Origin of the sequence: Pseudoalteromonas sp. SWN29 (assembly GCF_015864465.1) — a bacterium.
GTDB lineage: Bacteria > Pseudomonadota > Gammaproteobacteria > Enterobacterales > Alteromonadaceae > Pseudoalteromonas.
Window position 1 is genome coordinate 1 of record NZ_JADYXE010000046.1, and the last position, 19,823, is coordinate 19,823.

Genomic DNA, 19,823 nt, shown 5'->3' on the forward strand with positions numbered 1-19,823 from the left:
TGCATTACTTTTGATAAGACATTCCATGTCGCGTCTGTTAACATTAATCTTGGCATGAGGGTTCGGTGTAACGTTTTTTAGCGAATTCAATTATACCTTATTCTCATGCTGTTTGTTTTTTATACCGCAAAGATCAACACGCCCTAGTTAAATTCTAAAAAATCATATTTAAAAGCCGCTGTTTATAATAAACAGCGGCTTTTATTTGTTAATCATCAAAATAATGTATAAGCCGTATTCACATTCATACATCTAACACTCTTTTTGGTTGTTAGTTACCTTTATTAATTGTGAAAACGCATAACCACCTACCGCGCCTGCAAGCAGCTGCAAATAAAAACCCCAGCCTCTTGCTCCCGCTATAATATGAATATTCATAATTGATTCAATGGCAATTAACACAATAGCAAACGCCACAATGCCCGCAATAACAAATAGCTGAGTACTGTATTTTTGAGCCTTTTTATTAAGCTGTGCCGTAACAAAAAAAGCGATGGCAAGTGCTACGGCAATAATAGCGCCGTAGGTAGGTAATAGGCCTAACCAATCATCAAGCGTTAAACTAGCACGATCACTAAAGCCCACCACTACACCTACTTTAACTAATTGATTGACAACGTATTGGCTATGAAACAAGCTAGCAAGTGTGAATGTAAGTAACCAAGAAACTAAAAATGAAGGCAATATACGTGTTAAAAACGACATGGTTATCTCAACTTAAAATAAAGCTTTTCTCTTATACTAGTCATGCTAGCAAAGGCTTGCCCCGTAAACAATGTATCTCTTTTTTTACACTGCTTTCGCTTTTTTCGTTTTCTGTTAATGCAGGCGCTGCGCTCCCAAAGGAGCAATACAGTACAAAAATACTGGCTACTCAATTACAATCTCCGTGGAGCATGGTTGAACTACAAAACGGCACCTGGTTAATTACAGAGCGTGATGGTCACGTAGTGATAGTTAAAAACAACGCGCAATCAAGAGTAAAATTAAACCTTGAGGGCTTATACGTTGCAGGCCAAGGTGGTTTACTCGACATTGTATTATCACCAGATTATAACGACTCCAAAGAAATTATTTTTACTTATGCCCAAGGTGATGCAAGCGCAAACAGGCTTGTTGTTGCCAAAGCCACATTTAACGGCACTGGTTTTTCAAAGCCACACGTTATTTATAAAGTAGCGACTGATAAAAACACACCGCAACATTTCGCTGGACGCGCCCTTGTACTACCCGATAACACGTTATTAGTTTCAACGGGTGACGGGTTTGACTTTAGAGAGCAAGCACAAGTTATCACCAGCCAACTTGGTAAAATATTACGTATAAACCTAGATGGCACCATTCCAACAGACAACCCATTTATTAATAACGAAAACCTAAATGCACATGCTGTTTACTCACTTGGTCATCGTAACCCGCAAGGCTTAGTTTATGATTATGATACGAAGCAAATTGTTAGCCACGAGCATGGCCCTGCAGGCGGTGACGAGCTAAACTACTTAACCGCTGGGACTAATTACGGCTGGCCGGTAATCACTTATGGCAAAGATTACTCGCAAGCGCGTATTTCACCATTTACCGAATATAAAGGCATGCAAAAACCAAGTGTTAATTGGACGCCATCAATAGCGCCATCTGGCATGGCGTATTACGGTTCTAAACATGCCGCTTTCCCTTCACTGCAACAACATGTACTCATAACTACACTCGTCGATAAAAAACTCTACAGCGTTAATCTGGCCAATGGTGAGTTTACGCAGTCTCACGTCTTCCCTGAGGCCGCAGGAAGACTAAGAGATGTATTTATAACTGATAAAAGTAACGTAGCGGTATTAACCGATGGGAAAGATGCAAAGCTTATGTTGGTTATATCGAATTAATCTGCATGAAATAACCAATAATAAAGCTAATGGCAAAAAGAAAGACCTGACCCCATTATTTTTTTAGTCACATCAAGGTAATTGGCGTTATTAATATTAGGTTAGAGCACGTAGTTTTAACCGTGGACTAACATAATATGAGTTAAACGAAAGGTATACTAATGAATACAAGCGGTGGTCAAAACGAGTTGAGCACAACGCTCTACAACTACCTGATTAGATAAAACCATCAATCCCAATCAGGGTATTGTTCCGGTTTTATACCGCTTTCGAGTACCACTTGAGGATAAAGTATATCAGGCTTTTCACTAAAGCGTTTTTTTCTGCTTTTACTTATTTGAAACAACCAGCTATCACCGTAATCAAACATATAATAGAGCTTTTTACCCTTAGCTTGTGGAAATATGCTATCAATTGTTTCCTGGGTTACCTTATCTTCATTGCATGCTATACGTTGCGCGTTTCTAGAGTAATAAGAGTTACCAATACAAAACTCATACATATGATCATTATCAAAGTCTACAGCACACAAAATTGCCTGATGTAATTCATCCAAACTATAGTCAATTGGGATTTCCAAAGCACATTCCCAATCATTATAAGCGTGCATACCTTCAAGTAATTTTATCTTTAATGTCTCAATCATATCCAGACTCCCCCTTGTTACCTATATTGAATTAACGGCCTATTAAACGGACGGATATTTTAATTAAACTAATTATACTGCGCCACTAACCTTACTTTTTGTGCCAACAAAATTTAGAGTGGCTGTCTTTTATTATCGATGATATAGGCAACTCATATTATTCCTGATTTTTATATAGAGCGGTGATTACACCGCTTAACTACAAAAAAATGAGTGCTAAATTTAATTAACCCATGATTCAATTAAAAACCTAATGGCTTGCTTTAAATATCCTGCATTTATATATCCTATAAATTTATTGAGGTAAAGCAATATGTAAGCTACTTAACAAGAAGTAGTAAGCCGTTACAGTTAAAATACCTAAACCAAGCACCATAAATGTTTTGTATTTAAATCCATGACGTTGCGCTTTGGCCCTGTCTTTATGCGAGGCTACATCCATCATTTCATCACCAAAATAAATTGACAAAAAAGTACCAAGCGCACTAATCAATAAAATACTCCAATAGGGGTACGGCTCTGACAAAATATGTTTTAATAACTGAGTTACGAATGTTAAGTCATAAATTTCAGGGGTTTTAAAATACATATACACATTAATACCGATCGCAACAAACCAAAGTACTATTTGTGTATAGGCCATTTTAATTTTAAATAATAACCTTATTGGAAACGCTAAAATAAACCCACCATCCGCAATTGGCGTACATAAAACAAAAAAGCTCCATGTAAGTACTGAAACACCAAAGCCTGTAGACGCATCATATTTCCAGCTCATATACGAAAAATAAGCAATAAGTACGCACAATAAAGCAACAAACTTAAGTAGTGTTTCTTTATGTGTGTCGTGTTTAGTATGAAATGTAATATGGCTATTTAACATTAACGTTGTTTCCCTTGCGAGTTAATAATATATTTTAAAATTAATGTAATGTGTATTTCAAGTGGTTATAGTAGATTAATAACAGTCATTAAACTTTAGTGTATAACTAGAATGAAAAATGCCGCGTTTCCATTTAGATAACGCGGCATTTTAATGTTTTACTTGCTACGAATTATTGTTTACCAATCACTTCCAGTCCACCCATGTACGGGCGTAATACTTCTGGTACTACTACTGTACCATCGGCTTGTTGGTAGTTTTCTAATATTGCTACTAGTGTACGGCCAACGGCTAAGCCTGAACCATTTAGTGTATGTAGTAACTCTGGCTTTTTAACACCTTCACGGCGAAAACGTGCTTGCATTCTGCGAGCCTGAAAATCAGCCATGTTTGAACATGATGAAATTTCGCGGTATGTGTCTTGCGCAGGTAACCATACTTCTAAATCGTATGTTTTAGCTGAACCAAAGCCCATGTCGCCCATACATAAAATTACTTTACGGTATGGTAGGTCAAGTGCTTGTAGTATTTGCTCTGCATGACCTGTTAACTCTTCAAGTGTTGCCATTGAGTCTTCTGGTTTTACAAGCTGTACAAGTTCAACTTTATCAAACTGGTGCTGACGAATTAAGCCACGCGTATCGCGGCCATAGCTGCCTGCTTCACTTCTAAAACATGGAGTGTGAGCAACTAAGCGAATTGGTAAATCGCTTTCGTCGTAAATTTCGTCGCGCGCGCTGTTAGTAAGCGGTACTTCAGCTGTAGGAATTAAGCTAAAGCCGGCTTGTTGTTCGCCATCGTCGTTTACAAGGCCCAACGTATGGAACAAATCACCCGCAAATTTAGGTAATTGGCTTGTGCCGTAAAGGCTAGCGCTATTTACTAAGTACGGTACATACATTTCTGTGTAGCCGTTTTTATCAGCGTGTGTATCTAGCATAAATTGCGTTAGTGCACGGTGCATACGCGCTACTTGACCACGCATTACGGTAAAGCGTGCGCCACTAATTTTAACGCCCATTTCAAAGTCTAAGCCGTTTAGGTCTTGCCCTACATCAACGTGGTCTTTTACTTCAAAATCGAATTTTTTAGGCGTGCCCCACGTTAAAATTTCAACGTTGTCGTCTTCGTCTTTACCCGCAGGTACAGACTCATCTGGCAAGTTTGGAATTGCTAAAGCAATGTCGTTAATTGCGGCTAATATTTCATCTTGCTCAGTTTTAGCGGCGTCTAGCTCACTGCCTAAGTTAGCCACTGCATCAAGTAGTGGCTGTGCGTCTTCGCCTTTTGCTTTGGCTTGACCAATTGCTTTTGCGCTTGCATTACGTTGACTTTGAAGTTCTTGCGTTTTTACTTGTAATGTTTTGCGTTTTTCTTCAAGTGCCGTTACCGTCGCGACATCGAGTTCGTAACCGCGAGCTGCTAAACGTGCTGCAGTTTGTTCGATGTCTTGACGTAAAAATTTAGAATCTAACATGTTAGTTTTTTAACCTTTTTGCATTACTAGCTGAAGGCCCAGCCAAGCCATAAAAATACACACCATCACGTTTAAGATGATATTGAGGGCCATTTTAATAAAGTGACCTTGTTGTAATAACAACAACGAGTCCATTGAGAATGTTGAAAAGGTGGTTAATGCACCTAAAAAGCCAATACCGATAAGGGTTTTGGCGGGGCTAGCGGTGATAATTTCTTTATCTATCAAACCGTACAAAATGCCCATTAACAATGAACCCAGAATATTAACCGTCAACGTGCCAAAAGGGAATCCCCTACCGAGGAGTTTTAGCATGCTTTCGCTAATAAAAAACCGTAAACACGCACCTGAGGCTCCGCCAAGGGCGATCATCATATAAAGTTTAATCATTTTCGTACCGTTTAAGTGGGCTTTGCGCATCGCGCTCTTTTAGGTAATCGAGTTTTTGTTTAATTTTTTGCTCAAGTCCGCGTTCGCTTGGTAAGTAATATTCTTTACCTTCCATTTCAGGTGGTAAATATTTTTCACCTGCGGCAAATGCGCCTTCTTCGTTATGTGCGTAACGATACTCGGCGCCGTAACCTAAGTCTTTCATTAAGTTGGTTGGGGCATTGCGTAAATGCTCTGGCACAGGATAACTTGGCTCATTTTGAGCATCCTGCTTGGCTTGATTAAACGCCATATATACCGCATTACTTTTGGGTGCACTGGCTAAATACAATGTGGCTTGTGCAATTGCACGTTCGCCTTCGCCTGGGCCTACTCGCTGAAATATATCCCATGCATTTAACGCCACTTCCATCGCACGCGGATCGGCGTTGCCAATGTCTTCTGTGGCAATAGCAAGTAATCGCCTTGCTACGTATAGAGGGTCACCGCCACCAGCTAAAATACGGCAATACCAATAAAGCGCACCATCGGGCGAACTACCACGTACTGATTTGTGAAAGGCCGATATTAAATCGTAAAATTCATCACCGCCTTTATCATATTTAGCTAAATGCGTGGGCAGTACTTGGCTAAGTACGTGCTCGTCTACGTTGTATTGACCGTTTTGCTCAGTTGTTAAGTCAACTGCTTGTTCAAGTAAATTAAGTACTTTGCGCGCATCGCCGCCACTTGCTTGGCATAACGCCTTTTTAGCGTTGTCGGCAATAGTTATATGTTTTTGGCTTAATTGTTCGTCTTTTTTAAGTGCGCGCTCTATTACGGTGTATAAGTCGGTATCGGCAAGCGATTTTAAAACATACACGCGTGCACGCGACAATATAGCGTTGTTAAGTGCAAACGATGGGTTTTCGGTGGTTGCACCTACAAATATAAAGGTGCCGTCTTCAATGTGCGGTAAAAAAGCATCTTGCTGAGACTTATTAAAGCGGTGCACTTCGTCAACAAACATAAGGGTGCGTTGGCCACGGCTTTCTAAGTTGTCTCGCGCTTGCGTTACGCTGTCACGTATATCTTTTACGCCTGCGGTTACCGCCGACATTTGAATAAGTGAGGCATCTGCATGGTTGGCAATTATTTGCGCAAGTGTCGTTTTACCAACACCGGGCGGGCCCCACAAAATTAAACTATGGCAGCGCCCCGCTACAATGGCTTGATGCAGTGGTTTATCAGCACTTAATAAATGCTGTTGACCAATATACTCGTCAAGCGTTGTAGGGCGCATACGCGCGGCAAGTGGTCGTACATCGGGCCCAAAATTAAATCCTAAATTACTCACCGTTACTCTGATCGTCTATTTCAACACCTTCAGGAGGCGTAAATTCAAAAGTGCTTTTATCAAGCTGTGTATTAACTTGTGCATCGTTAAACGTAAATGACGATAACTGCCCTGAGTTGTCGGTAACAACTAATTTAGCAAGGCCTTGTTCGTTATCTGCAAACGCTATATCAAGTTGTTCTACTTGGCTTTCTACGCCTTTATTTGGCGTTACGCTAAAGCCTGTACTTGTTGCAAGTACGCTGTATTTTTCCCACTGTGCTGGGTCTTTAGATGTAAGTAGCACAAACGGTGTTGAATCGATTAGGCTGCTGGTTTTCATAATCGTTACTTGCTCAGCAAAGCTGTCAAAGTAATAGGTTTTATCGCCGTTTGATACAAATAATGTATCGTCTGGGTTTGTTTGCTGCCAGCGGATCATCATAGGCTGTTGAAGGGCTATTGTGCCCTCGCCTTGCATCACTGCTTGGCCTTCTTTGTCTGTTACTTTTTGTGCAAACTGCGCTTTAAAGCTTTTTAAAGTGGCAAGTCTGTCTTGTAATGCTTGGCTGTCATCAGCAAAACTTGGTGCAGCAAATACGCTGCCTAACACTAATAATAAGGCGTTAACTTTTTTCATGAATTTGCTCCATTAGGTACTAATACATCACGAGCACCGTTATGACCTGGTGAACTCACGATACCCGATGTTTCCATTTGTTCTACTAAACGTGCTGCTCGGTTATAACCAACACGTAGTTTACGTTGCACTGACGATACCGATACTTTGCCGGTTTCAATTACAAACGATACGGCTTCGTCGTATAACGGATCGTTTTCTTCATCTGCGTTTTCGCTAGCTTCGCCGGGTAATAAAATATCCTCGCTTGCATCGCCATTGAGTATTTCATCAACGTAATTTGGTTTTGCACGCGCTTTCCAATCGTTTACTACGGCATGTACTTCATGGTCGTCTACAAACGCGCCATGCACACGCTCTGGTACGCTAGTACCCGGTGGTAAATAAAGCATATCACCCATACCGAGTAAGTTTTCGGCGCCTTGTTGATCAAGTATTGTGCGCGAATCTATTTTACTTGATACCTGAAACGCCATACGTGTTGGTATATTTGCTTTAATTAAACCTGTAATTACATCAACCGATGGGCGCTGAGTTGCTAGTATTAAGTGAATACCTGCCGCACGTGCTTTTTGGGCAATACGTGCAATTAGCTCTTCTACTTTTTTACCTACAATCATCATCATGTCGGCAAATTCGTCAATTACTACAACAATACTTGGTAATTTACCTAGCTCGTCTGGGCCTTCTTTCATGCCATCTGTGTCTTTAAATAATGGATCAAGAATTGGGTAACCCGCTTCTTTGGCTTCAAGCACTTTTTGGTTGTAACCTTTTAAGTTACGTACACCTAATGCTGACATTAATTTATAACGGCGTTCCATTTCGCCTACACACCAACGCAGTGCGTTGGCCGCTTCTTTCATGTCGGTAACTACTTCACACAATAAGTGCGGAATACCTTCGTATACTGAAAGCTCAAGCATTTTAGGGTCAATCATGATCATACGTACATCGTCAGGGCCCGATTTGTACAACAAGCTTACTATCATGACATTAACGCCCACTGATTTACCTGAACCAGTTGTACCTGCTACTAATAAGTGTGGCATTTTACCAAGGTCAGCACATACAGGCTGACCGGCAATATCTTTACCTAACACCATGGTAAGTGGTGACGGGTTTTGCTCAAATTTAGGCGCGTTTATTACCTCTGACAAGCGTACTATTTCGCGGTGTTTGTTAGGAAGCTCAATACCTACATACGTTTTACCCGGTATAACTTCTACAACACGCACACTAATAGCCGAAAGCGAACGCGCTAAATCTTTAGCTAAACCTGTAATTTTAGATACTTTAATTCCGGGTGCTAAATCTAGCTCAAAACGTGTAACAACTGGCCCTGGGTATACAGCAACAACTTTAGCTTGAACGTTAAAGTCGAGTAGTTTAGTCTCTACTAAGCGCGATACTGTATCAAGCTCTTCTTGCGAAATTGGGTTTTTAGCTTTATCCGGTCTGTCGAGTAAGTCAAGCGACGGCAATGGCCCCGGTGGTGGCTCTTGCGTTAGTAATTGCTCAAACTTTTCTTTAGCCGTTGGCGGCGGTTGATACGCAGGTTTTGGTTTAGGCATTGGCCTAGCAGGTGATACAACCGTTGTAACTGGCTTTTCAGGCTCTATAACAGGGCTTTGATCGAGTGCATTTAATGCAGCTTCTGTATCCATTGGCTCGTCGTCTATGGCGCTAAAGCCAATCTCTTGATCGAGTATGTCGTCAAGCTCATCAAACGGCATAAAGTCGTCACTAATTTGTGGCTCGCTAAATGGCGTTTGCGGTTTATTAATTGCTTTTTGTTTATCTGCTTTTTTAGCTGATGTAGGCAGCTCTATTTGCTCATGGATATCGTCTTCAAAGTGCGCATCAGCTTCATCGTTATTATTTGCTTTGCCCGCAGCGTGTTCTCGGTGCATCCAACCTTTTGCGTACGATACAATAAAGCGGTAAAACCTAACCATTAAATCGCCAAGGTAATCTACAAAATCAACCCATGATACGCCGGTTAGTAATGTTAAGCCTGCAAAAAAGAAACACAGTAATAATATAGATGTACCGGTAAAGTTAAACGCAGGCATCATGGCTGATGCAATAACATCGCCCACTACCCCACCAGAGGAAAAGTTATAAATATCGTCAAAGTTTATACTGCTGATAGCAGTCGCTGAGGTAATAAATAAAGCAAAACCAATCACACGCAGCGCTAAGGTGGTGTAATCAAGCTGTAAAATACGGTGAGGCTGTTTAAATAACAAATAACCAAATAACTGAATGGCCGCAGGCACTAAGTAAGCCAGCCAACCAAATGTGAGTAATAAAATGTCGGCTATCCATGCACCGGCTGCTCCTGTGATGTTGCTTACTTCGCTAAAACTAGTTTGCGACCATGCAGCATCTGCTGGATCAAAGCTGATTAAGGCACATAAAATAAATATTGCCATAAAGGTGCTGATAATCAGCCCTGTTTCTAATAGTCTTTGCACACCGTTTAGGCGCATAGTTTCCTATCCCTCTTTATTATTCTATTCGCACTTGCTTTGCAGTCAAATACCTTAGCAGGAAATGCAATTTGTTGCACTTTATCTTAACCTTCATGGCCTGATTATGAACAAGTTTTTATAATTTGAGCGCATCATGTTTAGATCTTTGAAGATTGATTTTAGTTAGCTTAAAAATTAACAACCAATATTGTAGCTGTACTATAAATAATATTAAGCAATGTAAGGGCGGATAATGACCCCTTCTTCACCTTTTACTTCTTCCATTACTACATAAGTTCGGCTTTCACTTACGTTTGGCAGTTTTAATAATATGTCGCCTAATACACCACGATATTCTGACATATCATTTACGCGCGTTTTAAGTAAAAAATCAAAATTACCCGATACCAAATGACATTCTATAATTTCTTCGTGCTTTTTAACGGCCGCACTAAACTCATCAAATACGTCGGGAGATGTTTTAGTAATTGTTACTTCTACATACACCGATAAACCTTGCCCAAGCTTAGCTGGATCGACCACTGCTTTGTAGCCAAGGATGTAGCCTTCTCGCTCAAGCTTTTTCACTCGCTCCAGACAGGGCGTGGCGCTTAGGCCAACTCGTCTGGCCAGTTCAACATTTGAAAGGCGTCCATCATGTTGTAATTCCATTAAAATTTTACGGTCAATTCTATCTAATAATTGATGCATAGTACCAACTAGTTTTTTATGCTGTTTATTTTTGTTATATAGATGATAACACTAGATTTGACTTTAAAAAAGGTGAGACACACGCCCCTATGATGAATATAATAGTGAAAAATGTTAATCCGTTCTTAATAAGGCAAAGTTATGATTATTGGTGTACCTAAAGAAATTAAAAACCATGAATACCGTGTAGGTATGGTTCCTGCGAGTGTTCGTGAATTAGTAAACCACGGTCACCAAGTGATTGTAGAAACTGATGCAGGTATGGGCATTGGTTTTACTAACGAAGATTACACGCTAGCGGGTGCTGAAATTTTAGCAACTGCTGCTGACGTTTTCGCTAAAGCAGACATGATTATAAAAGTAAAAGAGCCACAAGCTGTTGAACGTGCAATGTTACGTGAAGACCAAATTCTTTTCACTTACCTTCACCTTGCCCCTGATCTTCCACAAACTGAAGACCTTGTAAAAAGCAAAGCTATTTGTATTGCATACGAAACTGTAACTGACTCTCGCGGTGGTTTACCGCTTCTTGCTCCTATGAGTGAAGTTGCTGGTCGTATGTCTATTCAAGCTGGTGCTCAAGCGCTAGAAAAATCTAACCACGGTCGTGGCATGCTACTAGGTGGCGTACCTGGCGTTGAAGCTGCTAAAGTTGTTGTAATTGGCGGCGGCATGGTTGGTCGTAGTGCTGCACTTATGGCTGTTGGCATGGGTGCTGAAGTTGTAGTACTTGACCGTAACATCGACGTTTTACGTGCACTAGATGCGCAATTTGGTAATAAAGTAAAAGCTATTTACTCAACTGCTGATGCACTAGAAAAACACGTACTAGAAGCTGACTTAGTAATTGGTGGCGTACTAATTCCAGGTGCTGCTGCACCTAAACTAGTAACTGCTGAACACATTAAAGCAATGAAACCTGGTTCTGCAATTGTTGACGTTGCAATCGACCAAGGTGGCTGTATTGCTACTTCTAAAGCAACTACGCATGCAGATCCTACTTTCATCGTTGATGAAGTTGTTCACTACTGTGTTGCTAACATGCCAGGCGCTGTTCCTCGTACATCTACGTTTGCACTTAATAATGCAACATTGCCTTTCATCATTAACCTTGCAAACAAAGGTTATAAAAAGGCATTACTAGATGACGCTCACTTCTTAAAAGGCTTAAACGTAATTAAAGGCCAAGTAACTTATAAAGAAGTAGCTGAAGCGTTCAACATGGAATATGTTGACCCACGCACAGCGGTAGAAAACGCGTAACTACTATTGTTACCGCTTACACCTAAGTAATTATTTAGGTATAAGCATTAAAAAAGCAGCTAATTAGCTGCTTTTTTTGTGTCTAAATTTTAGATTTATACCAATTATATTAGATAAAACGCTTGATAATAAAATCGACTTTTACACGCTTAGCTTGGCCTAGTAATTTTTTAACTGGCTGCGGGTAATCGTCCATCGTTTCTAAATCATCGGGGCCTGTTAAACGTCGGCAGTGTTGTAAAATTTCCTGTTTTTCGTTATCAATAGCATCCATAATTGTTTGCTCTGGATCTTCTATTAAAATACCGTTTTCGATATCAAGACCCCATGCACGCGGATTTAAGTTATGCCCGCTCAGTAAATGTTTTGTTCTATCTGAACAAATACCTTTTAAATGAAACGAATTGCTTTCATCTTTCCACAGATACACATTTAAATTACCGTTGTCGATATGGCGCTTTTGCGTTTTTACAAACTTATGTAAAATGGTTTCGTATAAATAAGGTAATGCCCCTATTTTACTAAACGGCTCGCTTGGCGGTAAATAAAAGTCATTTGCTGTTTTATCGCCTACAACAATAGTCACTTGCTTACCCTGCTTTAATAATCGACGCAGTGATCGCATAAGCGGCGCCGGAAAATTAAAGTATGGCGTATACAACACAAGTTCTTGCTCTGTGTTATCAAATAACGCTTTTATTAAACGATTTAACTCGTTATTACGACGCCCGAGTCCTAAAAACAAGCGAATACCTAATGCTTGCGTATTTAGCTGCTCTGCTGCGTTATAACTTGCGACTTTTAAATCACGCATTAATTGCTTTTGATCAAGCTTAAAGTCGTGCAAACGCTTAAGCGGTCGTGTGTCTATGCGCGGCACAGCAACTGAACTAAGCAGCTTTGTTTCAATAAAATCAACTACTGAGTCACACAGTTCGCTCTGCGTTATTAAAAAGTAACGATCGAGTCTGTAGCGCTCGTTGTATTGCAAGTACACGTTGTTTAAGCTTGCACCGCTGTATAGTAAGGTATCGTCAATTACAAAACCTTTTAAATGCAATACACCAAAAAGCTCTTTAGCTTTTACAGGTACGCCATACACTTGTACGTTCGATTTAAACTTTTCTAAATCGTCACAGTATAAGCTTGCGTTGCCGTCTGATTTATCTGCGCCAATTAAACCACGTTGCGCACGATGAAAATCCACCAGCACTTTTACCTCAAGTGCCGGGTTTGCCAATGACACACGATGCAGCGCTTCTAAAATCTCACGGCCCGCTTCGTCGTCTTGTAAATACAACGCCGTAATATAAATTCGTTTTTTTGCGTTCGCTATCAAGCGTAGCAATTGCGTTCGGTAATCTTGCGCATTGGTTAAGACGTTAACGTCTTTTGAAGTCAACCCGAATGCGGGTTTTTCCTGCCAAAATAACATAGTTGCCTATTTGCTTAGGTCACATAATCTATCAGTGACAAATAAAATTAGGTAAAACATAACAAAAAAAATCAAAGGGGTCATGAAATAACGCTGTTTTGTTGCCTGTTAGTCTGTTTATTGAGCTACTTAGGCATTTAAACTGTAAAAGCACAGAACTCTAGTACACAATACTGCACAGCTTTTCGATTTAAGAAAAAAAATAATCGCGGATTTTGTTTACATCTGCCTTGTTTTTCTTAGAATCAAGCGCATTAATGAGCATATTGAACACCGTATTAAACGTTTAGGAAAAATAATGACTGAAGCAAAACATTGTAAGCTACTAATTTTAGGCTCTGGCCCAGCTGGTTATACTGCCGCAGTATATGCAGCACGTGCAAATTTAAACCCTGTTTTAATTACAGGCATTCAACAAGGTGGCCAATTAACAACCACAACTGAAGTTGAAAACTGGCCTGGTGATGCACACGGTTTAACAGGCCCTGCGTTAATGGATCGTATGAAAGAGCATGCTGAGCGCTTTGAAACTGAAATCATATTCGATCACATTAATAAAGTAGATGTATCTAAGCGCCCTTTCACACTAACTGGCGACCAAGGCACTTACACTTGTGATGCATTAATCATTGCAACGGGTGCGTCTGCTAAATACTTAGGCTTAGAGTCAGAAACTAATTTCCAAGGCCGTGGTGTTTCGGCGTGTGCTACATGTGACGGCTTTTTCTATAAAGGTCAAAAAGTAGCAGTTGTGGGTGGTGGTAATACAGCGGTTGAAGAAGCGCTTTACTTATCTAACATTGCTGACGAAGTACATGTTATTCACCGCCGTGATAGTTTCCGCAGTGAAAAAATACTTGCTGACCGCCTTGCTGAAAAAGCAGCAAACGGTAATGTAGTAATGCATTACAACCGCACACTTGACGAAGTACTAGGCGACCAAATGGGCGTAACCGGCGTTCGTATTAAAGATGCACACTCTGATGCAACTGAAGAGCTTGATTTAGCCGGCGTATTTATTGCTATTGGTCACAAGCCAAATACTGATATGTTTGTTGGTCAACTAGAAATGAAAGATGGCTACTTAGTTGTAGAGTCAGGCCTTCACGGCAACGCGACTCAAACAAGCGTAGAAGGCGTTTTTGCTGCAGGTGATGTGTCAGACCACATTTACCGTCAAGCAATCACATCTGCGGGTACAGGCTGTATGGCTGCCCTTGATGCTGAACGTTTCTTAGATAATTTATAAGCAATTAAATAAATTATTATAGGGCTGATTATTCAGCCCTTTTTTTATGCCTAAAATATAGTTACACTTTTACGATCAATTATAAAATAAGTACTGTATGAGAAATCAGCTATACCAATTAAGCGAAACCGATATAGCATTCCCCAATCCGGAATACGCATTAGAATCCCCTGATGGCTTGTTAGCAATTGGTGGCGATTTAAGTGTGCCTCGCCTTAGTAATGCCTACAAAAGCGGAATATTCCCTTGGTTTAGTGAAGATGAGCCTATTATGTGGTGGTCGCCAAGTGAGCGAGGCATTTTTGAGCTTAATGATTTTCATATAAGTAAGAGCCTGCGTAAGCATTTAAAAAAACACCCTGTTAGAGTAACCATTAATAATGCCTTTGAGGAAGTGATAGAAGCCTGTCGCGATCAACGCCTTGATACCGATGGCACCTGGATCACCTCTGACATGCTCGACGCTTACGTTAATGCACACAATGCTGGCATTGCACATAGTTTAGAGGTGTGGAGTAACGGAGAGCTTGCAGGTGGCTTATACGGCATTATGCAAAATGGTGTATTTTGTGGTGAGTCTATGTTTCATCATCAAACCAATTGCTCTAAGCTTGCTATGTGGGCACTGGTAAATTGGCTTAAACGCCATGATGCACACTTTATTGATTGCCAGCTAGAAAATCCTTATTTAATGACTCTGGGTGCACAAGTAATCCCCCGTTCCACATTTTTGACTAAACTAAAAGCTGCACATAACTATACTGTTAACCCTATTATGTGGGAGCCACAAGAACTTGACGCAATCTATGAATGAGCAACTTCCGGCTCGTGTTGGCTTAACCCAAGAGTTTGACTGTAGTTATTTACCCAGCAGACGGGAGCAACTTTTAGTTATTCTTGATCCCAGTTGCTACAGCACCGACAAATTTGAGTCTTTATTAGGCTTGGGATTTCGTCGCAGTGGTAACCAAATATACCGTCCGCACTGCCCAATATGCAGCGCATGTAGTTCTGTACGTGTATTAGCACAAGAGTTTATGCCCTCAAAATCGCAAAAACGTAAACTAAACAAAGCAAAAACACAGTTTGAGATAAAATATTCAACGCAAGAGCGACCTGAGTACTATCCACTTTATAGCAAGTACATATCTATGCGTCATCAAGACGGAAGTATGTATCCTCCTGAAAAAGAACAGTTTCAAAGTTTTTTACTTTGCAGTTGGCTTAAGATCACATTTATTGAACTATGGCACGAAGATACTTTAGTCGCCGTTGCTGTAACTGATTGTATGAACAGCGCTATTTCAGCAATCTATACTTTTTTTGACCCCGACTTTGAACACTATAGCTTAGGCTCGGTAATGATATTAGAGCAACTTAAGTTTGCTAAAGAGCAAAATAAACAATATGTGTACTTAGGCTATCAAATAGACGAATGCGACAAAATGAAGTACAAAACTCAGTTTTTACCTGCCCAAAAACAGCTCAATGATGAGTGGGTGGCTATTTAATTTGCAAATATAGCCCCTGCGCCTTTACTTATTGGTGTATTTTGGGCAAAATCTGCAGCGTTTAACTATTAAAGAGGTGTTACGCTAAACATGGCGAAAGAAGACGTAATCGAAATGCAAGGGACTGTCCTTGATACTTTACCAAATACAATGTTCCGAGTTGAGCTAGAAAATGGTCACGTAGTTGTGGCTCATATTTCAGGCAAAATGCGCAAAAACTATATCCGTATTTTAACCGGCGATAAAGTAACGGTAGAAATGACTCCTTACGATTTATCAAAGGGTCGTATCGTATTCCGTGCTCGCTAAGTAAGTGCGTAAACGAGATTTAGTTTTTGGCTAGTATTTCACTAGCTTTAAGCGTTTATTAAATGTAATTGATAGACATTGACTAGCAATTACATTTAATAAACAAAAAGCCCAGTTTTTGCTGGGTTTTTTGTTGCCTATAAAAAGGGCAAAAAAATGGCCCGCTATTATTTAGCGGGCCATTTTATTTAACTAAACTTTTTAACTACAAGCTTTACGCAGGCGTTAGACTGCTCTCGTAATCAAAGTGAATCTTCTTGTCTTTAACTGATACTTTAACAGTACCGCCATCAACAAGTTCACCAAAGAGTATTTCGTTAGCAAGCTGCTTTTTAAGCTCTTCTTGAATAACACGCGCCATTGGACGTGCACCCATCGCTTTATCGTAGCCTTTATCTGCCAACCACTCACGTGCTTTAGACGTAAGCTCAAGGTTAACCGATTTTTTATCAAGCTGCGATTGCAGTTCCACAATAAATTTATCAACCACCATTAAAATAACGTCGCGCTCAAGATGATTGAACCAAATTATGTTATCTAAACGGTTTCTAAATTCAGGCGAGAACACTTTGTTAATTTCGCCCATAGCATCGTGCGTATGATCTTGCTCGGTAAAGCCAATCGACTTACGTGTTGTTTCTTGCACGCCCGCATTGGTCGTCATTACAACCACTACATTTCTGAAATCGGCTTTACGACCGTTATTATCGGTTAACGTACCGTGATCCATAACCTGTAGCAAAATGTTATAAATGTCTGGATGCGCTTTTTCAATCTCATCTAAAAGTACAACTGCATGGGGGTTTTTAATAACTGCTTCTGTTAATAAACCACCTTGCTCAAAACCAACATACCCTGGTGGTGCACCAATTAATCGGCTTATTGCGTGGCGTTCTACATATTCCGACATATCAAAACGAATAAACTCAACACCCATACACTTAGCTAGTTGTTTAGTTACTTCTGTTTTACCCACACCAGTTGGGCCTGCAAACAAGAACGACCCCACTGGTTTTTCTTCGCTCGATAAACCAGAGCGAGACAGGCGAATAGCTGATGTAAGCGCATCAATAGATTGATCTTGCCCAAAAACAAGCATTTTAAGATTACGGTCTAGGTTTTTAAGTGTTTCTTTATCTGTTGACGATACACTTTGCGCAGGAATACGTGCCATTTTAGATATAATTAGTTCTATATCTGCCACACCAATGGTTTTTTTACGTTTAGAACTAGGCTGCAGGCGCTGACTTGCACCCGCTTCATCAATTACATCAATTGCTTTATCTGGCAAGTGGCGCTCATTAATATATTTAGCACTAAGCTCAGCGGCTGCTTTTAATGCTTTTTGAGTGTAACGAATACCATGGTGCTCTTCGTAACGCTCTTTTAAACCATTTAATATTTTAGTGGTATCGGCAACACTTGGCTCAAGTACATCAATTTTTTGAAAACGACGTACTAATGCACGGTCTTTCTCAAAAATATTTTTATACTCGTTGTAAGTTGTTGAACCCATACAACGTAGCTTACCACTGGAAAGTAGTGGTTTAAGCAAGTTTGATGCATCCATAACACCACCAGACGCCGCGCCGGCACCAATAATAGTATGTATTTCATCAATAAATAAAATAGATCCGGGCTCGGCTTGTAGCTCTTTTAGTAAGCTTTTAAAACGCTTTTCAAAGTCGCCACGGTATTTAGTACCCGCAAGCAATGCACCCATATCTAGCGAGTACACAACAGCATCTGCAATTACTTCTGGTACTTGCTTATTGACAATGCGATACGCTAAGCCTTCAGCAATGGCTGTTTTACCAACGCCCGCTTCACCAACAAGTAATGGGTTATTCTTTTTACGACGACACAATACTTGTACCGTGCGCTCTACTTCGCTGTCGCGCCCGATCAATGGGTCAATGTTACCTTCACGTGCTTGAACGTTTAAGTTTGTTGTAAAGCTGTCTAGCTTGCTTGCTTCTTCGTTTTGAACTTCTTGCACTTCATCATGAATATCGTCGCTGTCGTTGCCTAATTCATCATCAGCTTTAGAAATACCGTGCGAAATAAAGTTAACAATATCTAAGCGCGATACATCGTGCTTTTTAAGTAAGTAAACAGCTTGGCTTTCTTGCTCAGAAAAAATAGCAACTAGCACGTTTACGCCTGTAACTTCATTTTTTCCTGACGATTGCACATGGAACACCGCACGTTGTAGTACACGTTGAAAACCAAGTGTTGGCTGGGTTTCACGTTCTTCTTCTAAATCTGGAATGACGGGTGTTGTTTCGTCAATAAATTCTAATAATTCGGTTTTTAAACCAGAAATATTAACACCACACGCGTTTAGGACTTCTCCTGCAGAAGGATTATCTAACAGCGCAAGTAAAAGGTGCTCTACGGTCATAAACTCATGACGGCGAGTGCGCGCTTCACGAAACGCGGCATTTAATGTGAGTTCTAAGTCTTTGTTTAGCATTGGCAACCCCTTACTGAGATAATAATTTATACCACAACAATCGGATGTTTGATCACCCTAATTGGTATTTATTCCTGCTCACAACTACAAAGCAGTGGATGCTCGTTATCACGCGCGTAGCGGTTAACTTGTTCAGCTTTGGTATGGGCTACGTCGGCGCTGTAAACACCGCATATACCCTTACCTTTTTCATGAACCTGAAGCATCACGTCGGTTGCTCTATCGCTATCCATATTAAAAAACGTCGTTAAAACTTCTATTACAAAGTCCATCGGCGTGTAGTCGTCGTTATTTAAAACAACTTTATATTTTCGCGGCGGCTGTAGCTTTTGCTTTTCACTATCGCGAACTGTGTCGATAACACCTGAATCTTTCATACCACTCATAATTAAATATAGTCTTGTCTTTGTAACTCAAGCAAACTTGAATAAAAAATAAATAAAATGTTAAAAAAATAACTCAAAACACTTGACTGGTTGGCTAAATAAACTACAGTCAAACGTAGATTGATTAAACCTTAGTCAGTCTAGCAAATAATACAATTTAGAATAACTAAATTAGTCAACTTATTGAAGGATGTAGAAGTATGGCTTGCGGTAAAGTTAAATGGTTCAACAACGCTAAAGGTTTTGGTTTCATCGTAGAAGACGGCTGCGAGAATGATATTTTCGCTCATTACTCAACAATTGTAATGGACGGTTATAAAACGCTTAAAGCTGGTCAAGATGTAACATTCGAATTAGAACAAGGACCTAAAGGTCTACACGCTAAAAATATTGCCCCAGATGGTGACATTATTGAGTGACTATTGTTTTGTTCGACTAAAGCGAGTGACCTTTTAAGATCCTCGCTTAATTCCTTAAGCATACTAACTTATCTCTTCTCCTCTATTTATTGCCTCTTTTCATTCAAATTCAACCCTTTTCCTTGAATTTATTTTATATACCCCAATGTTCTAAGAGTTGATTGTTTAACTGCTTATTGGGCACGCTCAAACTCTAGCCCTTTTTATTTAAGCTTGTTACACTCTTGGTGCTAAAAATTGCGTATTAACGCAGCAACTAATCCAACTTGTCGCCTCTTATATATGTACTAGGCTAAAGGCTGATTTATTTTTGTTAATTTTTTAGCTATAAATACAATTCCAGTTCGTCAGGTGTG

19 protein-coding genes are annotated in these 19,823 nt (G+C 40.1%); 7 read left to right on the forward strand and 12 right to left on the reverse strand.

Annotated elements, in window-relative coordinates; all coding sequences use genetic code 11:
* Positions 1-252: 252 nt before the first annotated feature.
* On the reverse strand, positions 253-705 hold the full coding sequence (locus I6F53_RS16025) for a hypothetical protein (protein ID WP_197240263.1): 453 nt from the start codon (positions 703-705) through the stop codon (positions 253-255).
* On the opposite strand from I6F53_RS16025, the gene I6F53_RS16030 reads away from it, so the two are divergent.
* The gene (locus I6F53_RS16030; RefSeq protein ID WP_197240269.1) at positions 690-1,880 is read left to right on the forward strand and encodes a PQQ-dependent sugar dehydrogenase; all 1,191 of its coding nucleotides are present in this window, start codon (positions 690-692) and stop codon (positions 1,878-1,880) included. The two genes, I6F53_RS16025 and I6F53_RS16030, sit on opposite strands and share 16 nt — an antisense overlap.
* A 229-nt stretch (positions 1,881-2,109) precedes the next feature.
* Here the strand turns inward: I6F53_RS16030 and I6F53_RS16035 are convergent, their stop codons facing one another.
* From I6F53_RS16035 to lrp, 8 genes are all read right to left on the reverse strand, one after another.
* The gene (locus I6F53_RS16035) at positions 2,110-2,526 is read right to left on the reverse strand and encodes an IS1096 element passenger TnpR family protein (RefSeq protein WP_197178099.1); all 417 of its coding nucleotides are present in this window, start codon (positions 2,524-2,526) and stop codon (positions 2,110-2,112) included.
* A 295-nt stretch (positions 2,527-2,821) separates the two neighbouring features.
* On the reverse strand, positions 2,822-3,409 hold the full coding sequence (locus I6F53_RS16040; RefSeq protein WP_166419449.1) for a hypothetical protein: 588 nt from the start codon (positions 3,407-3,409) through the stop codon (positions 2,822-2,824).
* A gap of 172 nt (positions 3,410-3,581) precedes the next feature.
* A complete protein-coding gene (gene serS, locus I6F53_RS16045; protein ID WP_197240270.1) occupies positions 3,582-4,886 on the reverse strand; it encodes a serine--tRNA ligase in 1,305 nt (434 codons plus the stop codon).
* Between the two features lie 9 nt (positions 4,887-4,895).
* Positions 4,896-5,276, reverse strand: a complete 381-nt coding sequence (gene crcB, locus I6F53_RS16050) for a fluoride efflux transporter CrcB (protein WP_021032117.1) — start codon at positions 5,274-5,276, stop codon at positions 4,896-4,898.
* On the reverse strand, positions 5,269-6,612 hold the full coding sequence (locus tag I6F53_RS16055) for a replication-associated recombination protein A (protein WP_197240271.1): 1,344 nt from the start codon (positions 6,610-6,612) through the stop codon (positions 5,269-5,271). The genes crcB and I6F53_RS16055 overlap by 8 nt, the downstream gene beginning before the upstream one ends.
* A complete protein-coding gene (gene lolA / locus I6F53_RS16060) occupies positions 6,605-7,231 on the reverse strand; it encodes an outer membrane lipoprotein chaperone LolA (RefSeq protein WP_197240272.1) in 627 nt (208 codons plus the stop codon). Before lolA ends, I6F53_RS16055 begins: the two co-directional genes overlap by 8 nt.
* On the reverse strand, positions 7,228-9,726 hold the full coding sequence (locus I6F53_RS16065; RefSeq protein WP_197240274.1) for a DNA translocase FtsK: 2,499 nt from the start codon (positions 9,724-9,726) through the stop codon (positions 7,228-7,230). The genes lolA and I6F53_RS16065 overlap by 4 nt, the downstream gene beginning before the upstream one ends.
* 213 nt (positions 9,727-9,939) lie before the next feature.
* Positions 9,940-10,419, reverse strand: a complete 480-nt coding sequence (gene lrp / locus I6F53_RS16070) for a leucine-responsive transcriptional regulator Lrp (RefSeq protein WP_033014887.1) — start codon at positions 10,417-10,419, stop codon at positions 9,940-9,942.
* Between the two features lie 141 nt (positions 10,420-10,560).
* Here lrp and ald point away from each other — a divergent pair, with 141 nt between their 5' ends.
* A complete protein-coding gene (gene ald, locus I6F53_RS16075) occupies positions 10,561-11,682 on the forward strand; it encodes an alanine dehydrogenase (protein ID WP_165740692.1) in 1,122 nt (373 codons plus the stop codon).
* Positions 11,683-11,791: 109 nt separating this feature from the next.
* Here the strand turns inward: ald and pssA are convergent, their stop codons facing one another.
* On the reverse strand, positions 11,792-13,117 hold the full coding sequence (gene pssA, locus I6F53_RS16080) for a CDP-diacylglycerol--serine O-phosphatidyltransferase (RefSeq protein WP_197140312.1): 1,326 nt from the start codon (positions 13,115-13,117) through the stop codon (positions 11,792-11,794).
* A gap of 298 nt (positions 13,118-13,415) precedes the next feature.
* Here pssA and trxB point away from each other — a divergent pair, with 298 nt between their 5' ends.
* The 4 genes from trxB to infA all read left to right on the forward strand — a co-directional run bounded on the left by trxB (position 13,416) and on the right by infA (position 16,186).
* Complete coding sequence (trxB, locus tag I6F53_RS16085) at positions 13,416-14,366, forward strand: thioredoxin-disulfide reductase (protein WP_008168643.1); 951 nt, start codon at positions 13,416-13,418, stop codon at positions 14,364-14,366.
* 97 nt (positions 14,367-14,463) lie between these two features.
* A complete protein-coding gene (gene aat, locus I6F53_RS16090; RefSeq protein WP_197240275.1) occupies positions 14,464-15,180 on the forward strand; it encodes a leucyl/phenylalanyl-tRNA--protein transferase in 717 nt (238 codons plus the stop codon).
* Complete coding sequence (locus I6F53_RS16095; protein ID WP_197240293.1) at positions 15,173-15,877, forward strand: arginyltransferase; 705 nt, start codon at positions 15,173-15,175, stop codon at positions 15,875-15,877. The genes aat and I6F53_RS16095 overlap by 8 nt, the downstream gene beginning before the upstream one ends.
* A gap of 90 nt (positions 15,878-15,967) precedes the next feature.
* Positions 15,968-16,186, forward strand: a complete 219-nt coding sequence (gene infA / locus I6F53_RS16100; RefSeq protein ID WP_002962494.1) for a translation initiation factor IF-1 — start codon at positions 15,968-15,970, stop codon at positions 16,184-16,186.
* A 214-nt stretch (positions 16,187-16,400) separates the two neighbouring features.
* Here the strand turns inward: infA and clpA are convergent, their stop codons facing one another.
* Together clpA and clpS are read right to left on the reverse strand one after the other, a co-directional pair.
* Positions 16,401-18,662 (reverse strand): ATP-dependent Clp protease ATP-binding subunit ClpA, encoded by a 2,262-nt coding sequence (gene clpA / locus I6F53_RS16105; RefSeq protein WP_197240277.1) that lies wholly within the window; start codon positions 18,660-18,662, stop codon positions 16,401-16,403.
* A gap of 68 nt (positions 18,663-18,730) precedes the next feature.
* Positions 18,731-19,039, reverse strand: coding sequence for an ATP-dependent Clp protease adapter ClpS (gene clpS, locus I6F53_RS16110; RefSeq protein ID WP_007585109.1), 309 nt, complete (start codon positions 19,037-19,039; stop codon positions 18,731-18,733).
* A 209-nt stretch (positions 19,040-19,248) separates the two neighbouring features.
* Between clpS and cspD the strand changes: the two genes are divergently transcribed.
* A complete protein-coding gene (gene cspD, locus I6F53_RS16115; protein ID WP_002962500.1) occupies positions 19,249-19,467 on the forward strand; it encodes a cold shock domain-containing protein CspD in 219 nt (72 codons plus the stop codon).
* The last annotated feature ends 356 nt before the right edge of the window (positions 19,468-19,823 follow it).

Excerpts from the sequence above, each read along its gene's own strand:
- aat (WP_197240275.1), top strand. The coding sequence starts at position 14,464 with ATGAGAAATCAGCTATACCAATTAAGCGAAACCGATATAGCATTCCCC.
- trxB (WP_008168643.1), top strand. The coding sequence starts at position 13,416 with ATGACTGAAGCAAAACATTGTAAGCTACTAATTTTAGGCTCTGGCCCA.
- pssA (WP_197140312.1), bottom strand. The coding sequence starts at position 13,117 with ATGTTATTTTGGCAGGAAAAACCCGCATTCGGGTTGACTTCAAAAGAC.
- I6F53_RS16095 (WP_197240293.1), top strand. The coding sequence starts at position 15,173 with ATGAATGAGCAACTTCCGGCTCGTGTTGGCTTAACCCAAGAGTTTGAC.
- clpS (WP_007585109.1), bottom strand. The coding sequence starts at position 19,039 with ATGAAAGATTCAGGTGTTATCGACACAGTTCGCGATAGTGAAAAGCAA.
- I6F53_RS16040 (WP_166419449.1), bottom strand. The coding sequence starts at position 3,409 with ATGTTAAATAGCCATATTACATTTCATACTAAACACGACACACATAAA.
- clpA (WP_197240277.1), bottom strand. The coding sequence starts at position 18,662 with ATGCTAAACAAAGACTTAGAACTCACATTAAATGCCGCGTTTCGTGAA.
- lolA (WP_197240272.1), bottom strand. The coding sequence starts at position 7,231 with ATGAAAAAAGTTAACGCCTTATTATTAGTGTTAGGCAGCGTATTTGCT.
- crcB (WP_021032117.1), bottom strand. The coding sequence starts at position 5,276 with ATGATTAAACTTTATATGATGATCGCCCTTGGCGGAGCCTCAGGTGCG.
- cspD (WP_002962500.1), top strand. The coding sequence starts at position 19,249 with ATGGCTTGCGGTAAAGTTAAATGGTTCAACAACGCTAAAGGTTTTGGT.
- ald (WP_165740692.1), top strand. The coding sequence starts at position 10,561 with ATGATTATTGGTGTACCTAAAGAAATTAAAAACCATGAATACCGTGTA.
- lrp (WP_033014887.1), bottom strand. The coding sequence starts at position 10,419 with ATGCATCAATTATTAGATAGAATTGACCGTAAAATTTTAATGGAATTA.
- serS (WP_197240270.1), bottom strand. The coding sequence starts at position 4,886 with ATGTTAGATTCTAAATTTTTACGTCAAGACATCGAACAAACTGCAGCA.
- I6F53_RS16025 (WP_197240263.1), bottom strand. The coding sequence starts at position 705 with ATGTCGTTTTTAACACGTATATTGCCTTCATTTTTAGTTTCTTGGTTA.
- I6F53_RS16035 (WP_197178099.1), bottom strand. The coding sequence starts at position 2,526 with ATGATTGAGACATTAAAGATAAAATTACTTGAAGGTATGCACGCTTAT.
- infA (WP_002962494.1), top strand. The coding sequence starts at position 15,968 with ATGGCGAAAGAAGACGTAATCGAAATGCAAGGGACTGTCCTTGATACT.
- I6F53_RS16065 (WP_197240274.1), bottom strand. The coding sequence starts at position 9,726 with ATGCGCCTAAACGGTGTGCAAAGACTATTAGAAACAGGGCTGATTATC.